19 protein-coding genes and 1 other annotated feature are annotated in these 21395 nt (G+C 46.4%); of the genes, 2 read left to right on the top strand and 17 right to left on the bottom strand.

Features of this window, described 5'->3' with window-relative positions:
- Positions 1-7: 7 nt before the first annotated feature.
- The 11 genes from der to QF041_RS00745 all read right to left on the bottom strand — a co-directional run bounded on the left by der (position 8) and on the right by QF041_RS00745 (position 9002).
- The gene (gene der / locus QF041_RS00795; protein ID WP_076209907.1) at positions 8-1330 is read right to left on the bottom strand and encodes a ribosome biogenesis GTPase Der; all 1323 of its coding nucleotides are present in this window, start codon (positions 1328-1330) and stop codon (positions 8-10) included.
- 185 nt (positions 1331-1515) lie between these two features.
- Positions 1516-2730: a 30S ribosomal protein S1 gene (gene rpsA / locus QF041_RS00790; RefSeq protein WP_307410762.1), complete on the bottom strand. Its 1215-nt coding sequence runs from the start codon at positions 2728-2730 to the stop codon at positions 1516-1518.
- Positions 2731-2872: 142 nt separating this feature from the next.
- On the bottom strand, positions 2873-3460 hold the full coding sequence (locus QF041_RS00785) for a lysophospholipid acyltransferase family protein (RefSeq protein ID WP_076209906.1): 588 nt from the start codon (positions 3458-3460) through the stop codon (positions 2873-2875).
- Entirely contained in the window at positions 3457-4161 is a 705-nt protein-coding gene (cmk, locus tag QF041_RS00780; RefSeq protein ID WP_307410759.1) for a (d)CMP kinase, read from the bottom strand. The genes QF041_RS00785 and cmk overlap by 4 nt, the downstream gene beginning before the upstream one ends.
- A 103-nt stretch (positions 4162-4264) precedes the next feature.
- Positions 4265-4489 carry a hypothetical protein gene (locus QF041_RS00775; protein ID WP_307410755.1) on the bottom strand — a complete coding sequence of 75 codons (225 nt, stop codon included), beginning with the start codon at positions 4487-4489 and terminating at the stop codon, positions 4265-4267.
- A 63-nt stretch (positions 4490-4552) separates the two neighbouring features.
- Positions 4553-5206 carry a flagellar brake protein gene (locus QF041_RS00770; protein ID WP_307410752.1) on the bottom strand — a complete coding sequence of 218 codons (654 nt, stop codon included), beginning with the start codon at positions 5204-5206 and terminating at the stop codon, positions 4553-4555.
- A gap of 148 nt (positions 5207-5354) precedes the next feature.
- Positions 5355-6701 carry a germination protein YpeB gene (gene ypeB, locus QF041_RS00765; RefSeq protein WP_076209902.1) on the bottom strand — a complete coding sequence of 449 codons (1347 nt, stop codon included), beginning with the start codon at positions 6699-6701 and terminating at the stop codon, positions 5355-5357.
- Positions 6702-6822: 121 nt separating this feature from the next.
- Complete coding sequence (locus QF041_RS00760; protein WP_165980215.1) at positions 6823-6993, bottom strand: hypothetical protein; 171 nt, start codon at positions 6991-6993, stop codon at positions 6823-6825.
- Positions 6994-7107: 114 nt separating this feature from the next.
- Entirely contained in the window at positions 7108-7803 is a 696-nt protein-coding gene (prsW, locus tag QF041_RS00755; RefSeq protein WP_237174690.1) for a glutamic-type intramembrane protease PrsW, read from the bottom strand.
- 43 nt (positions 7804-7846) lie between these two features.
- On the bottom strand, positions 7847-8461 hold the full coding sequence (locus tag QF041_RS00750; RefSeq protein ID WP_076209900.1) for a genetic competence negative regulator: 615 nt from the start codon (positions 8459-8461) through the stop codon (positions 7847-7849).
- A 187-nt stretch (positions 8462-8648) separates the two neighbouring features.
- Positions 8649-9002, bottom strand: coding sequence for a hypothetical protein (locus QF041_RS00745; RefSeq protein WP_047843572.1), 354 nt, complete (start codon positions 9000-9002; stop codon positions 8649-8651).
- Between the two features lie 94 nt (positions 9003-9096).
- Here QF041_RS00745 and QF041_RS00740 point away from each other — a divergent pair, with 94 nt between their 5' ends.
- Positions 9097-9993: a polysaccharide deacetylase family protein gene (locus QF041_RS00740; protein WP_237174689.1), complete on the top strand. Its 897-nt coding sequence runs from the start codon at positions 9097-9099 to the stop codon at positions 9991-9993.
- Positions 9994-10038: 45 nt separating this feature from the next.
- On the opposite strand, the gene QF041_RS00735 is transcribed toward QF041_RS00740, so the two are convergent.
- The 3 genes from QF041_RS00735 to QF041_RS00725 are packed head-to-tail and all read right to left on the bottom strand — an operon-like array spanning position 10039 to position 11908.
- Positions 10039-10836: a metallophosphoesterase gene (locus tag QF041_RS00735; protein ID WP_307416862.1), complete on the bottom strand. Its 798-nt coding sequence runs from the start codon at positions 10834-10836 to the stop codon at positions 10039-10041.
- A 29-nt stretch (positions 10837-10865) separates the two neighbouring features.
- The gene (locus tag QF041_RS00730) at positions 10866-11318 is read right to left on the bottom strand and encodes a hypothetical protein (RefSeq protein WP_017687671.1); all 453 of its coding nucleotides are present in this window, start codon (positions 11316-11318) and stop codon (positions 10866-10868) included.
- Positions 11315-11908 (bottom strand): CPBP family intramembrane glutamic endopeptidase, encoded by a 594-nt coding sequence (locus tag QF041_RS00725; RefSeq protein WP_036607728.1) that lies wholly within the window; start codon positions 11906-11908, stop codon positions 11315-11317. The genes QF041_RS00730 and QF041_RS00725 overlap by 4 nt, the downstream gene beginning before the upstream one ends.
- Positions 11909-12243: 335 nt before the next feature.
- Positions 12244-12474 (top strand) — a binding site (T-box leader).
- Between the two features lie 199 nt (positions 12475-12673).
- On the opposite strand from QF041_RS00725, the gene serA reads away from it, so the two are divergent.
- Positions 12674-14269, top strand: coding sequence for a phosphoglycerate dehydrogenase (serA, locus tag QF041_RS00720; RefSeq protein ID WP_076209897.1), 1596 nt, complete (start codon positions 12674-12676; stop codon positions 14267-14269).
- Positions 14270-14391: 122 nt separating this feature from the next.
- On the opposite strand, the gene QF041_RS00715 is transcribed toward serA, so the two are convergent.
- The 3 genes from QF041_RS00715 to QF041_RS00705 all read right to left on the bottom strand — a co-directional run bounded on the left by QF041_RS00715 (position 14392) and on the right by QF041_RS00705 (position 21369).
- Complete coding sequence (locus QF041_RS00715) at positions 14392-19005, bottom strand: BclA C-terminal domain-containing protein (RefSeq protein ID WP_307410745.1); 4614 nt, start codon at positions 19003-19005, stop codon at positions 14392-14394.
- A gap of 194 nt (positions 19006-19199) precedes the next feature.
- The gene (locus QF041_RS00710) at positions 19200-20597 is read right to left on the bottom strand and encodes an ATP-binding protein (RefSeq protein WP_307416861.1); all 1398 of its coding nucleotides are present in this window, start codon (positions 20595-20597) and stop codon (positions 19200-19202) included.
- 55 nt (positions 20598-20652) lie between these two features.
- Positions 20653-21369 carry a response regulator transcription factor gene (locus tag QF041_RS00705; RefSeq protein WP_017687664.1) on the bottom strand — a complete coding sequence of 239 codons (717 nt, stop codon included), beginning with the start codon at positions 21367-21369 and terminating at the stop codon, positions 20653-20655.
- Positions 21370-21395 lie beyond the last annotated feature (26 nt).

Here is a 21395-nt window from a genome sequence, read left to right as displayed (position 1 = left end):
TTCTCCCCTAACTTTCGTCGGACTTCTTCCGAGTAAATATGCGAATTGGTGTTCCTTCGAAATCAAACGCTGCACGGATTTTATTCTCCAAGTAGCGCTCATATGAGAAGTGCATCAACTCAGGGTCGTTCACAAAAATAACCATGGTCGGCGGTTTAACTGCAACCTGAGTCACATAGTTAATTCTCATTCTCCGTCCTTTATCTGTTGGCGGAGGATTAATCGCAACCGCATCAGACACCACATCGTTAAGCAGATGTGTCTGTACACGTAACGAGTGTTGCTCTGCTACACGTTGCACAACGGGCAACAGTTTTTGTAAGCGTTGTTTTGTGAGGGCTGACAAGAATACGACCGGAGCATAAGTCATAAACAGGAAGTGATCCCGAATTTTTCTCTCAAACTCTTTCATCGTTTTGTCATGCTTCTCTACCACGTCCCATTTGTTCACAACAAACAATGACGCTTTACCAGCTTCGAATGCATATCCTGCAATATGCTTGTCCTGTTCAATAATGCCTTCTTCACCATTAATGACAATCAGAACAACATCTGCACGCTCAATCGCACGCATCGCACGCATTACACTGTATTTCTCAGTTGTTTCATATACTTTTCCACGCTTACGCATACCTGCTGTATCAATCAGCACGTAACGTTGGCCGTCTTTTTCAAAAGGTGTATCAATTGCATCCCGGGTCGTTCCAGCCACGTCACTTACAATGACACGTTCTTCACCCAGAATAGCGTTCACCAGTGAAGATTTACCCACATTAGGACGTCCGATCAGAGCTACACGAATGACATCTTCATCGTAAGTCTCTTCCTCAAGTTCTGGCAGCTTCTCCACAATTGCATCAAGCAAATCACCTACACCTGTACCGTGACTTCCGGATACGCCGATAGGATCACCGAAACCAAATCCATAAAACTCATAAATGAGCTCACTTCGTCCGATATTATCCACTTTGTTAACGGCTACAACAATAGGCTTGCCTGAGCGGTAGAGCATCTCTGCTACCTCTTCATCCGATTGCGTAATACCTGCTTTTGCATCACACATGAATACAATAACATCCGCTTCTTCAATAGCGAGCTCTGCTTGCATCCGAATCGATTTTAAGATTACATCTTCACCATCAATTTCGATACCACCTGTATCAATGATACTAAATGGTTTACCGTTCCATTCACCGATTCCATATATACGGTCACGGGTAATGCCCGGCTTGTCTTCCACAATGGCCAGTCTGTCGCCGATGATCCGATTGAAAATGGTGGATTTACCCACGTTCGGTCGTCCGACAATTGCCACAACGGGTCTTGCCATACATTCCACTCCTCCTGTCCATACTTACGATACTCATCATAGCAAAAAAGATATGTCTTGGCTAACGTTTCATGCCAAATTACTCGCAATAAAAACAATCGGCGAACCCGCCTTGGGCTCGCCGATCTTGCTTTTGTTATTCAGCAAAATATGCAGTATATAACTTAGAACCATGCATTGTTAACTTATTTGAATTTGCTGAGTTTGTCTCCAAACAGTTCGCCAAGCGTAGTGCTCATACCTTGATTGTTCAAGGAAACGTTTGGATTGTTGATTTCTTCACGCGGAGCGTTGTTTCTTGAAGGTCTTTCTGATTTTTGTGGTTGAGCTGGAGCTTCTTCTGTTTCTTTGATGCTCAAGCTTACACGTTGCTCAGAAGGGTTCATGTCCAAGATTTTAACTTGAACTTCCTGTCCTTCTTTCAGCACTTCATGAGGAGTGCCGATGTGTTTGTGGGAGATTTGCGAGATATGCACAAGTCCCTCAACACCAGGAGCGATTTCAACAAATGCACCGAAGTCTACCAGACGTTTTACAACACCTGTTACGATATCGCTGGAATTGAATTTTTCGCTTGCTGTTTCCCAAGGACCTGGTTGAACAGCTTTCATGCTCAGGCTGATTTTGCCTTTTTCAGGGTCAACTTTCAGCACTTTCACACTAACTTTTTCACCTTCAGACAGTACGTCGGATGGTTTTTCAACGTGTGTCCAAGCCAGCTCGGATACGTGAACCAAACCGTCAACTCCGCCCACATCAACGAATGCACCGAATTGAGTCAAACGTTGTACTGTACCTTCGATCACTTGACCTTCTTGCAAACCAGCCATTACTGTAGCTTTGTTTGCTTCGAATTCTTGCTCCAGTACGTCTTTTTGGGAAAGGATCACTTTGTTGTTCTCACGGTCGATCTCTTTCACTTTAACACGTAGTGTGCGTCCTTTGTAGTCGCTGAAGTCTTCAACGAAATGGCGTTCAACCATGGAAGCCGGGATAAATCCACGTACGCCCACGTCTGCTACCAGACCGCCTTTAACAACATCACCTACAACAACTTCGAATACATCTTGGTCTTCAAAATGCTTTTGCAATTGATCCCATGCGTTTTCGCTGTCGATTGCACGTTTGGACAGAACGAGTTTTTCTTTCTCGTCGTCAATGCTAAGAACTTTAGCTTCAACTTCTTGTCCAACTTCTACTGCGTCAGACGCGCTGTCAACATGTAATGAAGACAGTTCACGAATTGGAATGACACCGTCATATTTATATCCAATGCTCACATAGGCTTGGTTATCTTCCAATTTGACGATGGTTCCTTTTACGGTATCTCCTTTTTTCAAGGAAACGAATTGATCCAACTCATCTTGGGTTGCTTCTTGATTTTTCATTTCTTCCGACATGTCAAATACCCTCCTCAATTCAAAAACCCCATTATATTCAAACCTGCCTGTAGCAGAGTTCAAAACACTTTCATCACTGAGTGCTCAAACTTTAGTCTCCCTCAAAAATATGGAAACATGCACTCAGCTACCGACGAAGCCATTACTTGCTTGGCACGCCCGTTTGCACCATTTCGTTAATCTTGGACATAATCTTTTCAGTCGCCTTCTCCAGAGCTTCTCCAGATGGGTCTTCCTTGAACTCGTCCAAACTTACTGGTGCTCCATATACAACTTTCATCTTACGAAAAACTTTGTAGTTACCGATAATAGCAGTAGGAATAACTGTAGCGCCACTGCGGAGAGCAAAACTCGCTGCCCCTTTTTTGCCGATACCTCCATCATTGTGACGGCTTCCCGAGGGGAAGATTCCAAGCACTTGACCATCACGCAAAATATTGAGTGAGGTTTTGATGGATTCCTTACTGACACCTCCACGTTTAACGGGGAAAGCACCCACGGCTTTAATAATTCGGCCGAGTACCGGAATGTCAAACAATTCGCTTTTGGCCATGAAACGCACCTGACGGCGAATTTTGATACCAACGGTTGGAGGATCGAAGTTACTAATATGATTGGAACATAAAAGTACGCCGCCTTCTTTCGGAATATTCTCCCGTCCAACGGCCTCCAAGCGGAAAAGAATGGTATAAATGATCCGCAGTAATGTGCTGCAAAATGTGTAAATCATAGACCGATCTCTCCTCTGACCATTGTGCAATAAGATACGATTTTGTCAACCACTTCATGAATGTTCATCTCCGTTGTATCAAGGACGATAGCATCCTCAGCACAACGCAATGGGGAAATTTCCCGATTCTCATCCAATCTGTCACGGTTGGCAATGTCTCGCTCCAGCTGTTGCAACGTCAGTCCTTCAGAGGGGTCCAGTTCTTTGAAGCGGCGAAGCGCACGCTCTTCCACACTGGCAGTCATGAAGATTTTCACTTCCGCATCGGGCAATACTGTCGTTCCGATATCGCGTCCATCCATGACGACGCCCTTGCGCAAAGCCATTTGCCGCTGAGTATCCACTAATTGCGTACGCAGCCCCTCGATTTGCGCATATCGGGACACGATTCCCGTCACTTCACGGGAGCGGATTTCCGAGGTTACTTCTTCCCCATTACAGAACACTTTCTGTCCGTCGGGATCCGGTTGTAAATCAATGACCAGCTTTTGGGCTTCCTGAAGTACCTGTGTCACATCTTCCGGTGTAATACCTTTCCGAAGCATATGCAAGGTTACCGCACGGTACATTGCGCCTGTGTCGACGTATACATACGCGAGCGCCTCTGCAACCAATCGGGCCACCGTGCTTTTCCCGGCACCGGCAGGTCCGTCAATTGCAACGTTCATTTTCCCGTTCTCTGATGTGTTCTGGCTTGCCAACGGGGCATTCCTCCTCAAACGATAAACCTCAATAAAAAAACAGGCATTGCCTGCATCGTGAAAATTATACCACACTCTACACATGGATGCAAAAACAGACAAATCAATGACGTTTGTAATCATTCATCGTTTGCACTTCAATTGGCGTTCCTTCCAGGCGGTCAATAGTGGTCAAATTCTTTTTGAAGCCTGGTACCAACAGCAGCAATTGATATACCACAAGCAGGATTAGAAGGGCTGTAATCAGAATCGTAACCTTTCGTTCCATTCGCCTGGAAAAAACATAATAAAGTCGTTCATATCTGCGGGTTGCATGACGACGATTCAAGGCAATACCTCCGTTTTTTTCATTACGGTACCCGCAGTTGCCTCTCTTTATGCCACAACATTCCTATTTCGTGCGATAGTCAAGTTGCCGTTCAAAACAAAACTTGATAATTTTCTGGCGCTCCGAATCTGAAATCTGCACAAATTTCAGCATGCATAGCTGTCTGCCGGTTTCCAAGGTTTTGATCCGCACAACTTCAGCTTCAAAATTCACATGTTCAATGGTTGAATTCCGGTAGGGAACCAGCAACCAGCATTTCAATTTTTGACCTTCAGCTATTGAAAAACCTGTTTCGCCGTAGATGGACAATCCACCGCCACCAATATCTTCAGTCAATCCGACGGCACGGGTCATGTCTTCACTCTGGATGGCCAATTCGAGGTTTGCATGAACACGAAGAAAGCTGCGCCGTTGTATTTTGGATATATCGCTCGGAAGCGGTTTGCGGATACGGACAAGACGGACCACATCTTCCTCAAATCCCGTGACATAGGTATTAAAATAATGCCGGACCCCATCCTCCGTAATATATGAAATGGACAATTCCTCACCGAAAAAGAGTCTTTTCAGACGGCTGCTTCCTTGTTGCATCGGGACCTCAATCAGAAAACTGCTGTCATCCATATCTGCAATGCGTGATTTGTACTCTTTGTGTTCCTCTTTTTCATCTGCAGAAGCAATCTGGATGTATAAAATTTCATTTATTTTCGGAAACAAGCTGTTCACCGCCACTTTATGTATTTATCTTCGTACGTACAAGGACTATTATACCATGACCTTTCTCACATTGAACAAGAAAAAAACAGACCACATCGTGGTCTGCCGCAGTTATTCGCTCAGCTTAAAATTCAGATTATCCATCTTTTTATGAGGTTGCATTGACCGGTTTGATCTCTTCAACCGCTTCTTCCATTCCTGTATTCGCATTAATGTATATCCGGTAACGAGAACCGTTAATTTTCCCTCCGAATTCATAACACAATACTTCTTTGCTGTAATCATTCTCAATCAGGGATTTGCGAACATAATTTTCCTCGAACTCCGAATTAAGCTTTTTCCGCGCCTGTTGCTCCGTAAGAGTTGCTTTCGGAATTTTGCGCTTGTCATTATGTTCGTAGACAAAGTCACTCGCCTGGAAGCCGGTTACTTCGCCTGTATCCAAACCTACACGAACTGACATTTTCTCAGGATAGATCAAGGTGTCCCCTTGCTTACGCACATACGTAAGGTTACCCAGATTACCATATTCATCGTAGTTTACAGCCTTCATATCCTTATAACCTTTGTTCATTAGAAATTGATCTGCTTTAGCCATGGCATTCTGACGAGACACTTTTTTGGTTCCGATTGGACGCGTATCACTGTAAGAGATCAGCATTCCGCCATTACGAGTGAAATCCATCATCAGTTTGCCATTGTTGGCATGATCAATCGTGGCAGTGTAGGACTCCCAGTCTGTTCCTTTGCCGTTCTCCTGCACTTGGATTTTGCTACTATCCGCATTAGAAAATTTTGCAGCCTTGCTCTGAATCTGTTCTTTGGTCACCGGCAAGCCGCCCAGTTTCTTGACTGATCGTTTTGCATAGATATTGGATACGGAAGGACCCCAATCAAGCTCCGGGTATTCCTGTACCTTTTTGTTCACAGTACGAAAACCATCAACGATTGTGTTGTCCATTGTTTGCTCTTGCGTTGCCATGGCAGTCTCTGCATCCATCCAGCGCAATCGGTCCGTCAGGACTTTTTGCTGCACATCCTGCAGATTCTTGGTAATCTCGGATGAATTCTGATACAGCTTTTTCAGGTTGCCCATTTCCTTCTCACTTAGCGGTTCGTTCGTCAAGTCACGCATCGACGCCCGATAGGCAAAGTTGGAAATACGTGAGAGAAACTCCTCTGTCTCGTTAAATGGCAGCATGGTGAGTGGCAGTTGGTTGATCTCATTCTGCGCTTCACTGGTGAGTCGCCATACATTCATCAGACCTTTGCGATGCATTCCCTGTGATGTAGAGTGAACCGCCAAGGTGTTACCAATCTCCGAATGCAATTTGTCCATATGAAAAGATAAATCGTGGAAGGCACGCTGATATTGATTCTCTGCCTTGATCAGAATTGCATTCTTCTCCTGATTCTCCTGATAGCCCCACACGAGCGCACCGACCAGCAGAACCGCAAATATCGGAAACATAACTGAACTTAATCGTTTATACATCCGTAGAGTCTCCTTTCTTCTAAACCACTACCTCTATTGTGGATCGAAGAAAGATCTCTTATGCATGCGATTTCCAGTCCTTACACAAGCAGGCTGCTAAAGTACCGATTTGGTCCTCCTTTTAATTCAGCTGAATCCCAGTTGCCATGCCCTCTTCTTCAATTTCGAACTGGTCTCTGTTATCACAGAGGCATTGCTTGAATCCAGTCTCAATCCGGCCCCGCTCTTTCTTGCCTCGTAATGTAAATCGTTCACCACATTGTTTGCATCTGATTTTAATTTTAATTCTCATCACAACGATCTCCGTTTCTGTTGGTCATTCCCCGGGAGTTTATCTGTAAAAATAAAAACACACCGGAGCCATAGGCGCAATATGCGCTTTATGTCCACCAGTGTGTCCGTATTTTTATAATTTAACCTCTTCCTCCCGCTTCACAAAACGAAAAGGAGAACGGTTATTAGCTCGTGTGATTTTACCCATTGCCCCATACCACAGGCCCGCCATTAGCGGCGCTATAAACCACAACCAATGATTCACCATGGTGTTCATGATGACATCGTACAATGCATGCCAGAAAAAAGGTAACACCAGAGAAAGAACCAGATACCACCGCTTTTTCTTACCACCGATAAACTTGGCTTTACCCATATAATAACCCATGATTACCGCAAACATAGCGTGCCCTGAAACAGGGAGCAGTGCCCGAAGGAACATGGCTGAGACGGATGCATTCCCCGCAAAGGCATACAACACATTCTCAACAGTGGCAAATCCAAGTGAAACAGCGACTGCATATAAGATCCCGTCATACGGCTCATCAAATTCGGTGTGATTATAGATAATATGATAAAGTACGAACCATTTAACGAATTCCTCCACACCACCTGAGATCATAATGGCCTCAAGATAAGGATTATCCCCGAGCCATATCATCATGCCACGCTGAATAATCATCACAGGCAGTACCATCAGAATCCCCATGAGGAAAACCCGCAATACCATATGAAGTGGCTCATAATCATAACGGTCTTTCAGGTAAAAGTATGTTAACAAGGCGAGACCCGGAGCAACTGCTGCCGCTAAGACCGAAAACAAAAGCACCGAAATTCCCTCCTCTGACTAAAGACGCGATTACAACTAGAGATTAATCCTGGCGTTTGAAGTGGGTGCAGATAACATCAATCGCTTGTGCAGGAATAACAACCTTACCATACTCTTCCATAACTGCCGGAGTAACTGAGGATCCTTCGCCAAATTCAGCAAGCAAGGCAATCAATGCCGCATGTTTGGTGGAATCTACCTCATCTGGCTCCAAATGCAAGAACCACTTGTCTTTATAAGAATAAAGTCTCCCAGCATCCGTAACATGCTGACGCAACATATGTGCAGCTTCAATGAGCACTTCAAAGTCCTTGAATGCATAAACGATGGAATCGCTTTGCTCGAGTGTAACTTCCATTTCATATACTTCTTCAGGAAGATCATCTTCATGACCTGAACCATATTGTTGCGGATCATATTTTCCACGTGTGACAATGACAACCATCCCTTGAGCGGGAAGTGCGAATACTTCGACAGCGAGTGGACCTGTGGCATCAAATCCAAGTTCGGAATAGGCCTGATCCATCATTTCAGTGAACAGTTCATGAACCTTAGGTATTTCCTGCCACATATCTTCTTTTTGTATTCCGCGCTCGCTCAGATCGTCAAAGGTCAGGAAAATCCGTATCTTATCGTGACTTAGTCGTTCTATTTTCATACAGGATCTCCCCTTTATAAGCAAGTCTTATAACAGATTATGAAGCACAAAACAATATGTGCTGAAAATAAATCTATGTAGTTATGTTATCATTTTATACCTCTAAATGCACGAAGTAAAATCGACAAAAAAAGAATCATTCCACAGCCAATCTAGACTGTGGATGATTCTAATTGGCGGTTTTGGTTTATAAACCCGGTACTGTTGTGTTTGTTTGACTTAAAATTTGCTCAACTTCATGCTTCACATCCGGATTGGTGCGAATAAAATCTTTGAGCATGCTCATATTCGCTTCTTTTTCCTGCGGTGTGATTGCTCTTGCGGTCTTTGCTGCCGGATTTTTGTGGGATTCACCATGTTGATTTTGCTTGCTTGTGAACCCGTCCATACCCGGGAAAGTCATTTCCATCATCTTATGTTTTGCCTGATCCATCATATTTCTTGATGAACCCGATGACATCATGGGCAATTTGCCTTTGGACAGCCATGAACTGGCTGCAACACCAATGACAATGCCCCAAAAAAAGGATGACGTCTTCATTACACCAACCTCCTTCAAGTGTTAAAATCATATTTAGTGTTTGCGGTAGTGAGCGATCTCATTCCGTATAAATACAGGAAAGTGAGTTGAAATCATGTTTAGACATACCGCCGCATTGATAATTGCTGCAAGTTTGCTGCTGTCAGCTTGTGGGACAGCGGAAGAAAAAACATCTGATAATTCCGCACCAGCAGGCGAATCAACTACTACGGTTCAAGAAGAGCAAGGTAACTCTAACCCAACTGAAACAGAAGAACCCGAAACTGGTGTGCCCGAGCCTTCCACGGAAGATTCAACTCCGACAGAGGAAGAACCTGAATCTTCGGAGAAGGTTTCTACAGAAGAGAAAGTGGATAAAACGTATCATATGAATGAAAATTATTATATTAAACCAAACGATGAAGCGAGCCCAAACAAAGTGGTCTTGTTAACTTTTGATGATGGACCTAAAGAAGAAAAAATGATTACTTCTCTAATCGACACTTTAGATAAACATAACGCTAAAGCGATATTTTTCGTCAATGGTTACCGGGTGAAAAGCCATCCGGAATTGCTCAAACTCATACATGAACGGGGTCAGATTGTAGGCAATCATGCCTGGGATCACGAGGATCTCAAAAAAATGTCTAACGCTGAGGCGGCAAAACAGGTTACAGATGTCCAAAAAATAGTGAAGGATACCATTGGTGAGGAACCGCAATTCTTCCGTCCACCTTTTGGGTCGGGAAATGATGCACTGAAGGCTGCTGTGAAGAAAAATGGCATGTTATATATGACTTGGTCTAATGGTTCGCTCGATTGGGATAAAAGCACCAAAGACAAACCGGAAAAAGTCATCCAAAATGTACTGGACCAGTTAAACCCCGGAAGCAATATTTTGATGCATGAGTTGCCCTGGACGGTTGAAGCATTGGATGAGTTGCTGACCAAGCTCGAGAAGAAAGGTTATTCCTTTGTTGATCCGCGTGCAATTGAATTGGAAGCTCGTTAAATTGTAATTTTGCGCATTAAAATAAAACAGCCTTGATCCAATGGATCAAGGCTGTTTCTCTGTGAGTTCTTTTTCTGCGGGCACTCTTAACGTGATGATATGCATCTCCGCAGGACAACCTAGTCGGAGAGGAAGATGATTTGTACCGTATCCTCTGCTAACAAGCATTTTGCCTTCTTGGTGAATGTCCTCCGGACTTCGCTTCAGGGAGTACCACCCGTTCGATACGGGACGATACGATTTTCCAAGGAACACAGGTCCGAAAAATGGTACAACCAATTGTCCGCCATGTGTATGACCGCTTAAAATAAGATCTGCATTTTCTTCCAAGCGAAGGGCCTGCAAAGGATCATGAACGATAACAATTTTGCAAAAACGGTTACCGATCTGCTGTAGTAATACATCGCCCTGTTTGGAACGATAGTCTATGCCGATCAGGCTCAGTCTGTCATTGCCCCTTTGCAGATATTCCACATTATCCTGCAGGAGCTTAACGTCCGATTCCCGAAGGATTCGCGCAAGTTGAGCGGTACCAGCCCTCTTGTCATGGTTTCCATACACCGTAAATGAAGGAGCAATGTTCGATAAAATTTTCATGTTATGTCTAACTAGAGACCATGAGATTCCTTTTTCCGCAACATCCCCGCCGATCAGAACCCAGTCCACCTTGTTTTTAACGTTCTCCAGATCCTTCTGCTTCAGCTTGCGCTTGTGAGTGTCGGATACATACAAAATCTTAGCCCCGTCAAAGGATGTTGGCAGATGAGGCACTTCAACCTCTTCTTCAATCATTTGATGAACATGGGCTTCACGCCACATATGAAAAAGTAGTAAAACTCCCATCAAAATGATTAAACCTGCGAGTAAAAGCATTACCACGGCAAGGGAAGGAACGTATTCAGAGCGGGTGCCCCTTCAACCCCCCACCAAACCAGACTAATCGTTAACATGACAAAAATAAAAATGAGTGAATTGACAAACCTCTTGCTCAATTTTAACCGACGTGAAGGATGCAATTCTGTCCGTGTAGGAAGCGAACCCGCTTCGGGGATCGATTCTTCCGTTGAATTTGGCGTTTTTTTGGAGCGTGATGGTGCCCTTTGAGGAAGTACTGGACTTTCCAGTTTTTCTGTATAGGGCTTGCGCTGTGATCTAGGTAAAGAAACGGAAGTAATTGGTGTGATTCCGCCAACCTCAGCAGCTGCTGCCGTTTCAGCAACGATGCTTACTTGAGAAGCCACCTGACGCTCGGATTTCTCTTTTTTATCCGATTGACGATGGCGCTGACTGCCATATGTCTTCATTCTACTTAATGGCTGATTCATGATCCCCTCCGAAAACGTATCGCTAATCCGGACACCAAATCAATAATAAAGTGACATAATATAGGCGCCCATAATGTGCCGGACTGCAAGTAAATCCAACCCAATCCATAACTTGAGACAAACACCCAGCCTGTTGGAATCCAGTGGCGCAAATAACGAATATGGATAACTGCAAATAAAATACTTGTCCAGTAAGGACCGATGGCATGTTGGATGGCTCCACGGAATAATAATTCCTCACACACAGCAACAATGGCTGCTATACATACAATGTGCCAGATCGGACGCCCACGGAACAGCATCTCGTTAATTCCACCGTCATCCATGCTTTCCTGAGGTATAACATACGACAGTACCAAGTCCATAACAAGCATAATTCCTGCAAGACCAAGACCCCACCATATAAATTGGTAATTGTCAGGCCATGCGAGTACATCTAACAAGTTTCGTTTCTGCAATAATATCCACACAACTCCGATAATCAGTGTCAGACCTTGTGTAAAGTATAGATTGATTAAAAGCAAACGCTCGGTAAGCTGCTGTGGCTCAGCCTTCTGAATCTTGAACTTGGGAAACTTGAATTTTTTCATCGGATGCGTCTGTCCTCTTGAGTTAAATTTGATGGATAACAATTACGTTGTCCAATCGGATAGTATACTAAATGATAGCCAAAAAACCAATTAGGTTCAAGACCTGCCCCAAGTCCTGCTTTTATGTCCATGCCATTACTTCATTAAAGCAGTAAAATTCAGTTCATCAAACAGCCTACTTTCCATCTTCTTGTGGCAGGTATATTAACTTTTGTATTACTTATGGTGACTCTGTTTAAGTGTGAATCTAAAGACATCTGCAAAACAATTTAAAACATTTAAGCCTATTGACATGCTCATGTCAGCCATGATACATTATGAAAAAATTAGTCACGTTAAACACGATGATGGAAAAAAGACGTTGCTTCGTCTTACAGAGAGCCGATGGTAGGTGTGAATCGGTGGCAGGCAAATGGTCTTGAGCGCTCCTGAGTTATTGCATTGAAATTGGAGTAGGTGCAATCGGTTTAGACCCGTTATCCTCTTCGGTCTTCATTGACCGCTAAGACTGTCGTTGCGAAACGGCGGTGAATTAGGGTGGTACCACGACAACTCTCGTCCCTTATTGCGCAAGCAGTATGTGGATTGAGAGTTTTTTGATTTATTTTAAAGGATATCTGTGGGATCACTCTATTTGCTTCACCTTCCCCCTCTGTTGCGACACCGCGTTGTTGGGCGGAAGAATCAACCTGGTTTTAAGGAATACCTCTTCGCTGAGGTCAGACCTTGACGATATAGATACACATACCTAAGGAGGAAGAAACCATGTACAAAGTGTTAGTGTCGGACCCAATCAGTGATCTGGGGATCCAGCAACTGGTGGATGCAAATGATGTTGTTGTTGAGAAGAAAACCGGTCTTAGTGAAGATGAACTTGTTGCCATTATTGGTGATTATGATGCCCTCTTGGTTCGCAGTCAGACTCGTGTTACAGATCGTATTATGACGGCTGGTACCAACCTTAAGGTGATCGGACGTGCAGGTGTTGGTGTAGATAACATTGATCTGGAAGCTGCTACACAGCGCGGTATCATCGTTATTAATGCACCTGACGGCAATACCATCACAACCTGTGAGCACACGTTTGCCATGATGATGGCATTGGCACGACACATTCCTCAGGCATACGCTAAGACAATTCAGGGTACGTGGGATCGTAAAACCTTCCTGGGTGTGGAATTAAGAAATAAAACGCTCGGTGTACTGGGTATGGGACGGATCGGTAGTGAAGTTGCCAAGCGCGCCAAAGCATTCGGAATGGACATTCTTGCTTACGACCCGTTCCTCACGGAGGAGCGTGCCGAGAAGCTGCAAGTGAAACTTGCTAGTGTAGATGATATCATTCGCAATGCGGACTTCATGACCGTTCACACGCCATTAACACCGGAAACACGGCATATGATTTCACGTCCACAATTCGAAGTGATGAAAAAAGGCATGCGTATCATTAACTGTGCTCGTGGTGGTGTAGTTGACGAGATGGCACTTGTCGAAGCCATTGATCAAGGTATTGTTGCCGGAGCAGCATTTGACGTATTCGAAAGCGAGCCGCCAGCCGCTGATCACCCGTTCCTGAATCACCCAAGCATTATCGTTACGCCTCACCTTGGTGCGTCCACAGTAGAAGCACAAGAGAACGTGGCTATCGATGTGTCGGAACAGGTGCTTCACATTTTGCGTAACGAACCGTTCAAGAACGCAGTTAACATGCCGGCTGTTGCACCAACCGTGATGAACAAATTGCAGCCGTATTTCAAACTGGGTGAAACGTTGGGTAGTTTTGCAGCACAGATTACACAAAATGCAGTGCAGGAGATTCGGATCGACTATGCTGGTGAACTTTCTGAAGTAGATACTTCTCCTCTCACACGTTACATTGTGAAAGGGATTCTCGCCAGACATTTGGGTGGGGAAGCCAACATCGTCAACTCCATGCATCTGGCCAAAATCCGTGATCTGAATGTGGTTGTAAGCCAAACTTCAGCAACTAAAGGATTTACTAACCTGATTACCGTAACATTGGTTACAACTCAGGATGCTGAGGAACGTCGTGTAGCGGGTACATTGCTTGCAGGTTATGGAGAGCGTATCGTTCGTCTGGACAAATTCCCGGTAGATATCGCTCCGGAAAGTCATCAAATTTTAATCTCTCACAACGATAAACCAGGTATTATCGGACGTGTTGGAACCCTGCTTGGACAAAACGATGTCAACATCGCATCCATGCAAGTTGGACGTAAAATTATTGGTGGTGCCGCGATCATGATCCTGACCGTAGATAAAGCTGTTCCAAAAGATGTGCTTGTGCAGCTTGCTGCGTTGCCTGAAATTAATACTGCTGTTGAAATTGTTCTGGAATAATCAAATATATTTCTATATGTAAAAGGAAAGACGGGACCCTAGTGGTTCCCGTCTTTTTTGTCGTAACGAAATTGTATGACTGTACCCGCTGAAATATCGGTGATCAGGCTTGCAAACAAAATTTAACTTAACTGAATAATGTTTAGTGTAGCCCCCGGAGGAGAAAGAACGGCTGCGCCAACAAGCCCGAATAATTGTAACTGTATTGTTGAACCAGCGGTAACGGTGACCATAAAGTCAGACTGCAGCTGACTGAGAGAAAGTACTGGAGATACTACACTCGCTGGAATTACTGCACCGTTAAGTAAAACCCGAGATTGGATAGCAAGCGCAGCTGTCAGATTTATTTTGTATGAGATATAGTAACGACCTGCGTTGGTCAGCGTGAAGGTGTCATTTGTCCCATTGACGGTTATACCTGTGCCAATATTTTGGTTATTCGGTAATGGAACGAGTGTACCACCCAATATTACAACAATCGTACCATTAGTGTTCTCAGCAAAAGCCGAGTTAGATGTTACAGATGTTCCGGTTGCACCGGTAACTCCTGTACTTCCGGTACTTCCGGTTACGCCGACTCCTGTTGCTCCTGTTATACCTGTGACTCCGGTTTCCCCCGTAACACCAGTTGCTCCAGTACTTCCCGTTGCTCCCGTTATACCTGTCGCTCCTGTTTCACCAGTGGCACCAGTTGCTCCGGTACTTCCCGTTATGCCGAATCCTGTGGCTCCGGTTATACCTGTCGCTCCGGTTTCCCCCGTAACACCAGTTGCTCCAGTACTTCCCGTTATGCCGACTCCCGTGGCTCCGGTTATACCTGTGGCTCCTGTTTCACCAGTGACACCAGTTTCCCCGGTACTTCCCGTTGCTCCGGTTGTACCTGTGGCTCCTGTTTCCCCAGTCGCACCAGTTGCTCCAGTACTTCCCGTTACGCCCACTCCCGTTGCTCCCGTTATACCTGTGGTTCCTGTTTCACCAGTCGCACCAGTTGCCCCGGTACTTCCCGTTACGCCCACTCCCGTTGCTCCCGTTATACCTGTGGCTCCTGTTTCCCCAGTCGCACCAGTTACTCCGGTACTTCCGGTTACGCCGACTCCTGTGGCTCCGGTTATACCTGTCGCTCCGGTTTCACCCGTGACACCAGTTACTCCAGTACTTCCCGTTACGCCGACTCCCGTGGCTCCGGTTATACCTGTCGCTCCGGTTTCACCAGTGATACCAGTTGCTCCGGTGCTTCCCGTTACGCCGACTCCTATGGCTCCTGTTACACCTGTCGCTCCGGTTTCACCAGTCGCACCAGTAACTCCGGTACTTCCCGTTAGGCCGACTCCCGTGGCTCCCGTTATACCTGTCGCTCCGGTTTCCCCCGTAACACCAGTTGCTCCGGTACTTCCAGTTAGGCCGACTCCCGTTGCGCCAGTCAATCCCGTTACGCCTGTTGCTCCTGTTTCCCCTGTAGCTCCAGTACTACCTGTTACACTTACTCCTGTGGCTCCTGTGATTCCCGTCGCCCCAGTCAACCCTACAAGACCAGTCGCTCCTGTTTCACCAGTTGCCCCGGTTCCTCCAGTTACTCCTGTTGATCCCGTTACGCTTAGCCCCGTGGCTCCTGTAATCCCAGTCGCCCCAGTTAACCCTGCAAGACCAGTCGCTCCTGTTTCACCAGTTGCCCCAGTTCCTCCAGTTGCTCCTGTTGATCCCGTTACGCTTAATCCCGTGGCTCCTGTAATTCCAGTCGCCCCGGTTAACCCTGTAAGGCCAGTCGCTCCTGTTACGCCGGATACTCCTGTAGCTCCGGTACTTCCTGTTACTCCAACTCCAGTTGCACCGGTCACACCTGTCGCTCCTGCTCCAGCGATCAACGTGTAATCTGGTGAAGTCCCCGGCGTTCCGGTTGGCGATGCCACATTTGCAATATACGTACTGCCGTTGAACGTTACAACTTGACCCGCTGGATACGTCGGGGCTACGGCTGGATCAAATGGCACGATACCACTCAAACCTACACCTGTCGCTCCCGTTACCCCTGATGCTCCTGTAACTCCAACGCCGGTTGCTCCTGTAACACCCGTTGCTCCCGCGCCAGCAAGCAACGTGTAATCCGGGGATGTGCCCGGCGTTCCCGTTGGTGATGCGACATTCGCAATATACGTACTGCCGTTGAACGTTACAACTTGACCCGCTGGATACGTCGGGGCTACAGCTGGATCGAATGGCACGATACCACTCAAACCTACACCTGTCGCTCCCGTTACCCCTGATGCTCCTGTAGCTCCTGTAACTCCAACGCCGGTTGCTCCTGTAACACCCGTTGCTCCCGCGCCAGCAAGCAACGTGTAATCCGGGGATGCGCCCGGCGTTCCGGTTGGTGATGCCACATTCGCAATATACGTACTGCCGTTGAACGTTACAACTTGACCCGCTGGATATGTCGGGGCTACGGCTGGATCGAATGGTACAATGCCACTTAAACCTACACCTGTCGCTCCTGTTACGCCCGATGCTCCTGTTTCACCAGTACTTCCTGTCACTCCAACTCCAGTTGCCCCCGTCACACCCGTTGCTCCCGCACCAGCAAGCAACGTGTAATCCGGCGATGTGCCCGGCGTTCCAGTTGGAGATGCCACATTTGCAATATACGTACTACCGTTAAACGTTACGACTTGACCTGCTGGATACGTTGGGGCTACGGCTGGATCAAATGGTACGATACCACTTAAACCTACACCTGTCGCTCCTGTTACGCCGGATACTCCTGTAGCTCCGGTACTTCCCGTTACTCCAATGCCGGTTGCTCCTGTAACTCCCGTTGCTCCTGCGCCCGCAAGCAATGTGTAATCCGGTGAAGTCTCCGGCGTTCCCGTTGGCGATGCTACATTCGCAATATACGTACTGCCGTTGAACGTTACTACCTGCCCTGCTGGATACGTTGGGGCTATGGCTGGATCGAAAGGTACAATGCCACTTAAACCTACGCCTGTCGCTCCTGTTTCACCAGTTGCCCCAGTTCCTCCAGTTCCTCCAGTTACTCCTGTTGATCCCGTTACGCTTAATCCCGTGGATCCTGTAATTCCCGTCGCCCCAGTCAACCCTGTAAGACCAGTCGCTCCTGTCACTCCGGTACTTCCCGTTACTCCAATGCCGGTTGCTCCTGTAACTCCCGTTGCCCCTGCGCCCGCAAGCAACGTGTAATCTGGTGAGGTGCCCGGCGTTCCCGTTGGTGATGCCACATTAGTTATATACGTACTGCCGTTAAACGTTACGACCTGACCCGATGGATACGTTGGGGCTACAGCTGGATCGAATGGCACGATACCACTTAAACCTACCCCTGTCGCTCCCGTTACTCCTGATGCACCTGTGGCTCCTGTAGGTCCTGCACCTGCAAGCAATGTATAGTCTGGCGAAGTACCTGGCGTACCCGTAGGAGAAGCCACAGTCGTTATATACGTACTGCCATTAAAGGTAACGACCTGACCGGCTGGGTACGTTGGAGCTACTGCAGGGTCAAACGGAACTACACCATTGAGACCGATGCCCGTAGCTCCGGTCGCACCTGTAACTCCCGATCCTGCTAACAACGTATAATCTTGAGAACTTCCTGGTGTACCCGTTGGCGAAGCGACATTTGTAATGTAAGTACTGCCACCAAACGTGACGATCTGTCCAGCTGGATATGTTGGTGCTAATGCGGGATCGAATGGCACGATGCCACTTAATCCTGCACCTGTGGCTCCAGTTACACCAGTCGCCCCCGCAGCAGCGATTAATGTGTAATCCGATGAAGATCCTGGTGTTCCTAGAGGACCAGCTACACTCGTAATGTAAGTACTACCGTTATACGTAATTACTTGACCTGCTGGATAACTCGGGGCGAGCGCTGGATTAAATGCCACAGCTCCTGTCAAACCAGCTCCGGTTGCTCCCGTTACTCCAGTCGTTCCACCCGACAGCAAAAGAGTGTAGTCTGGAGAACTTCCGGGTGTACCCAAGGGACCGTTTACATTGGCAACATAAAGACTACCATCGTAGCTTACTACTTGACCCTGAGCATAAGTTGGTCCCAGTGCAGGATCATATGCAGTAATATTGTTCAAGCCAACACCAGGTGCTCCTGCCGGACCCTGTGGACCAACTGGGCCAACCGGTCCTACTGGTCCAATTCCTCCAGGTGTTCCAGTAGCCCCTTTCACCCCAGGGACTCCCGGGACACCGGGCACCCCCGGAACTCCTGGCACTCCTTGTGGACCAGCTGGTCCGGTAATCCCTCCAGTTCCAAGAGTAGTCGTCGCCCGGCTTAGCGATATGGAGATCGATCGAATTAATCCCACAAGTTTATCTTTTTCTGCAGGTGGTACTTCCAGAAGCAGCGTCACACTTAACAAGTCATCCAGTAAGTTCTGCAAGTTACCTGCGAGATTAATAAGAGGAACAGGGACAACCTCTGACCCTGCAATCGTTAATTCCAATACGGCTTGTAATTCTGCCTTTACCCCGGCACGAAATCCGGATTGATTCACAAAAGTAAGTAACTGGCGTAATGCGTTCTGCAAAGACAGTATACTGGCTGAAGTCGGCTGACTGATTGCAGCAGGAATAGCCACAGCCAAAGAACGCAGTATGGATTCAAACTCCTCCAGTTCTCTTGTAGTTATTGGAATAAACGGAGAGCCCGCTCTAAAAGATCTGCCGTCCAGAAAAGCTTTAATATTGACCCTTTTTCGATCATCGGACATGCTTATCTCAATCCTCCTCTATCTTGCTTGCTTTTCAAGCTTATGTAACATAGGAAGGAAAATTATCTTGGACACTCTTTTTAGTCAAAAAAAGACCATTCATGTTCCACGTTGAACAAGATTAAACGGTAGTCTTCAACAAAAAAACACCCTCCTTAAGAGGGTGTTTCCGCACTTTTTGTATGAAATTCAGGCTATTTCGATGAATCCAAAGGAAATTGCAAAATAAACTCTGTTCCTTCGCCAAGCACACTATTGACGGTAATCATGCCTTGATGCGCATCAACAATATTTTTCACAATCGCTAAACCAAGCCCTGTACCTACACTTTCTCCCCGAACACGAGCCTTGTCTGCTTTGTAGAATCGTTCGAAAATAAATGGCAAGTCGGATGAAGGGATACCTACACCCTGATCCTTCACAGAAACTCTGACAAATGGAGCACGAAGATAAGTGACCCGCTCTGCTGAGATCATTACATTTTTGCCAGTAGGTGTATGTCTGAACGCATTATCCAGCAAATTCGTAAATACTTGCTCAAGTCGATCCTCATCTGCTTGTTGAAGTTCAATGGCTGGTTGTTCGAACTTAAATTGCAGTTGAATTCCCTGTTCTTTTGAACGCACCGAGAACTTCCGATATACACGTTCAAGTAGTTCTCCGAGGTCAACTTCCTTCATCACCATATCCGTGTGTCCAGCTTCCATCCGCGCAAGATCAAGCAAGTCTTTAACCAGTCTGCCCATCCGTAGAGACTCATCATGAATGACCTGGATCAGTTCTTCGCTCTCTTCCGGTGAGGTTGCCATACCGTCCAAAAGGGCTTCACTGTAGCCTTGCATCATGGATAGCGGAGTTCGTATCTCATGAGATACATTAGCCACGAAATCACGCCGCATTTTCTCCAGACGCACTTCTTCTGTTACATCTCTTAAGACAGCCACAGCCCCTCTGACAACACTGTCAGCATACAACGGCGCCATCTGAACAGACCAGACACCTTGCTGTACGTGAACATTGGAGTTCTGGTCCCCACCTTGCTCCATCACCATTCTGAACAAAGGAAGAAGGGGCTCAGGTACATCACGCGAAGTCTTGTCAGACTGCTCGGATTCTTGTCCTTCGTCCATTTTTGCCCAATCGAGATCATACCATGCCTGCATGATCTTCTCTCCTGGCGGATTCGTCAGAATAACTTTGCCTTCACCATCAAATGTAACCACCGCATCGGTCATGCTGCGAAGCACACTCGCCAAATGTTCCTTCTCATGGTTAAGGTTTCGAATATTATCTTCCAGTTGGGCAGCCATATGATTAAATGTGTTGGCAAGTTCACCAATCTCATCACTCGTTACCAGGGAGAGTCGTGTTCCGTAGTTCCCTTTGCGAATCGCATTGGCTGCCTGAATCAATTGCTGCATGGGTTGCGTTATTTTGGTGAATAGAAACAATGCAAAAAACGTGGTTAAACTGAATCCGATAATACAGATATAGGTGAACAACCGCTTAATATCTCTGGATTCGGATTCTGCAAAGTTCGTATCAATGTAGGGCAGCAAAAAAAGACCCAGCGCTATAAGTACACAACCCACAAGGCAGATAATAGTGATCCATAACTTCCCGACCAGTGATCTCCAAAAACTAAAACTACTTCGGTACTTCCAGTTTATAACCCACACCCCACACCGTCGTAATCATGGCCGCCGATTCAGGCGATACCTTGTTAAGTTTCTCGCGAAGACGCTTCACATGCGTATCCACGGTACGAAGATCGCCAAAGAATTCGTAATTCCATACATCTTTGAGCAATTCTTCTCTGGAGAAAACTTTGTCGGGAGATGTTGCCAGGTAGTGCAGCAATTCATATTCTTTTGGTGTAAGACTAATCTCTTCGCCACCAGCGGTTACCCGGTGGGCATCATGCTCAATAACCAGATGCGGGAACACGATGTTGTTACTCGAATTGCTCTCCTTGGAGAGATAAGCTGTCGCGGAAGATCGACGTAAAATCGCTTTGACGCGATAAATCACTTCACGTGGGCTGAATGGTTTTACAACATAATCATCAGCGCCAACCTCGAAGCCTTGAACCCGGTTAATCTCTTCACCTTTTGCAGTGAGCATCAAAACCGGCGTTGATTTCACCTGACGAAGACGGGTACACACTTCAACTCCATCCATACCCGGCAACATCACATCAAGCAAAATCAGCCCGTAGTCCCCTGCTGTTGCTTTACGCAGCGCAGTTTCCCCATCCTCAGCTTCATCGATTTCATAACCTTCTTTTTCAAGATACATTTTCAAAAGCCTGCGGATTCTCTCTTCGTCATCCACGACCAGTATTCGATTCTCATGTTCAGCCATGCCTCTCCAGCCCCTTTGCAGTAACT

The organism is Paenibacillus sp. W2I17, assembly GCF_030815985.1.
Taxonomy (GTDB): Bacteria; Bacillota; Bacilli; order Paenibacillales; family Paenibacillaceae; genus Paenibacillus.
The sequence above is the reverse complement of the archived record's forward strand: the minus strand, read 5'-3'. Positions and strand labels throughout refer to the sequence as shown.

Bases quoted from the DNA above. Each gene is read 5' to 3' on its own strand.
- QF041_RS00750 (WP_076209900.1), bottom strand. From the start codon at position 8,461: ATGAAAATAGAACGACTAAGTCACGATAAGATACGGATTTTCCTGACC.
- QF041_RS00715 (WP_307410745.1), bottom strand. From the start codon at position 19,005: ATGTCCGATGATCGAAAAAGGGTCAATATTAAAGCTTTTCTGGACGGC.
- QF041_RS00735 (WP_307416862.1), bottom strand. From the start codon at position 10,836: ATGGGAGTTTTACTACTTTTTCATATGTGGCGTGAAGCCCATGTTCAT.
- QF041_RS00725 (WP_036607728.1), bottom strand. From the start codon at position 11,908: ATGAAAAAATTCAAGTTTCCCAAGTTCAAGATTCAGAAGGCTGAGCCA.
- QF041_RS00760 (WP_165980215.1), bottom strand. From the start codon at position 6,993: ATGAGAATTAAAATTAAAATCAGATGCAAACAATGTGGTGAACGATTT.
- QF041_RS00730 (WP_017687671.1), bottom strand. From the start codon at position 11,318: ATGAATCAGCCATTAAGTAGAATGAAGACATATGGCAGTCAGCGCCAT.
- QF041_RS00785 (WP_076209906.1), bottom strand. From the start codon at position 3,460: ATGATTTACACATTTTGCAGCACATTACTGCGGATCATTTATACCATT.
- serA (WP_076209897.1), top strand. From the start codon at position 12,674: ATGTACAAAGTGTTAGTGTCGGACCCAATCAGTGATCTGGGGATCCAG.
- der (WP_076209907.1), bottom strand. From the start codon at position 1,330: ATGGCAAGACCCGTTGTGGCAATTGTCGGACGACCGAACGTGGGTAAA.
- rpsA (WP_307410762.1), bottom strand. From the start codon at position 2,730: ATGTCGGAAGAAATGAAAAATCAAGAAGCAACCCAAGATGAGTTGGAT.
- QF041_RS00740 (WP_237174689.1), top strand. From the start codon at position 9,097: ATGTTTAGACATACCGCCGCATTGATAATTGCTGCAAGTTTGCTGCTG.
- QF041_RS00745 (WP_047843572.1), bottom strand. From the start codon at position 9,002: ATGAAGACGTCATCCTTTTTTTGGGGCATTGTCATTGGTGTTGCAGCC.
- ypeB (WP_076209902.1), bottom strand. From the start codon at position 6,701: ATGTATAAACGATTAAGTTCAGTTATGTTTCCGATATTTGCGGTTCTG.
- QF041_RS00705 (WP_017687664.1), bottom strand. From the start codon at position 21,369: ATGGCTGAACATGAGAATCGAATACTGGTCGTGGATGACGAAGAGAGA.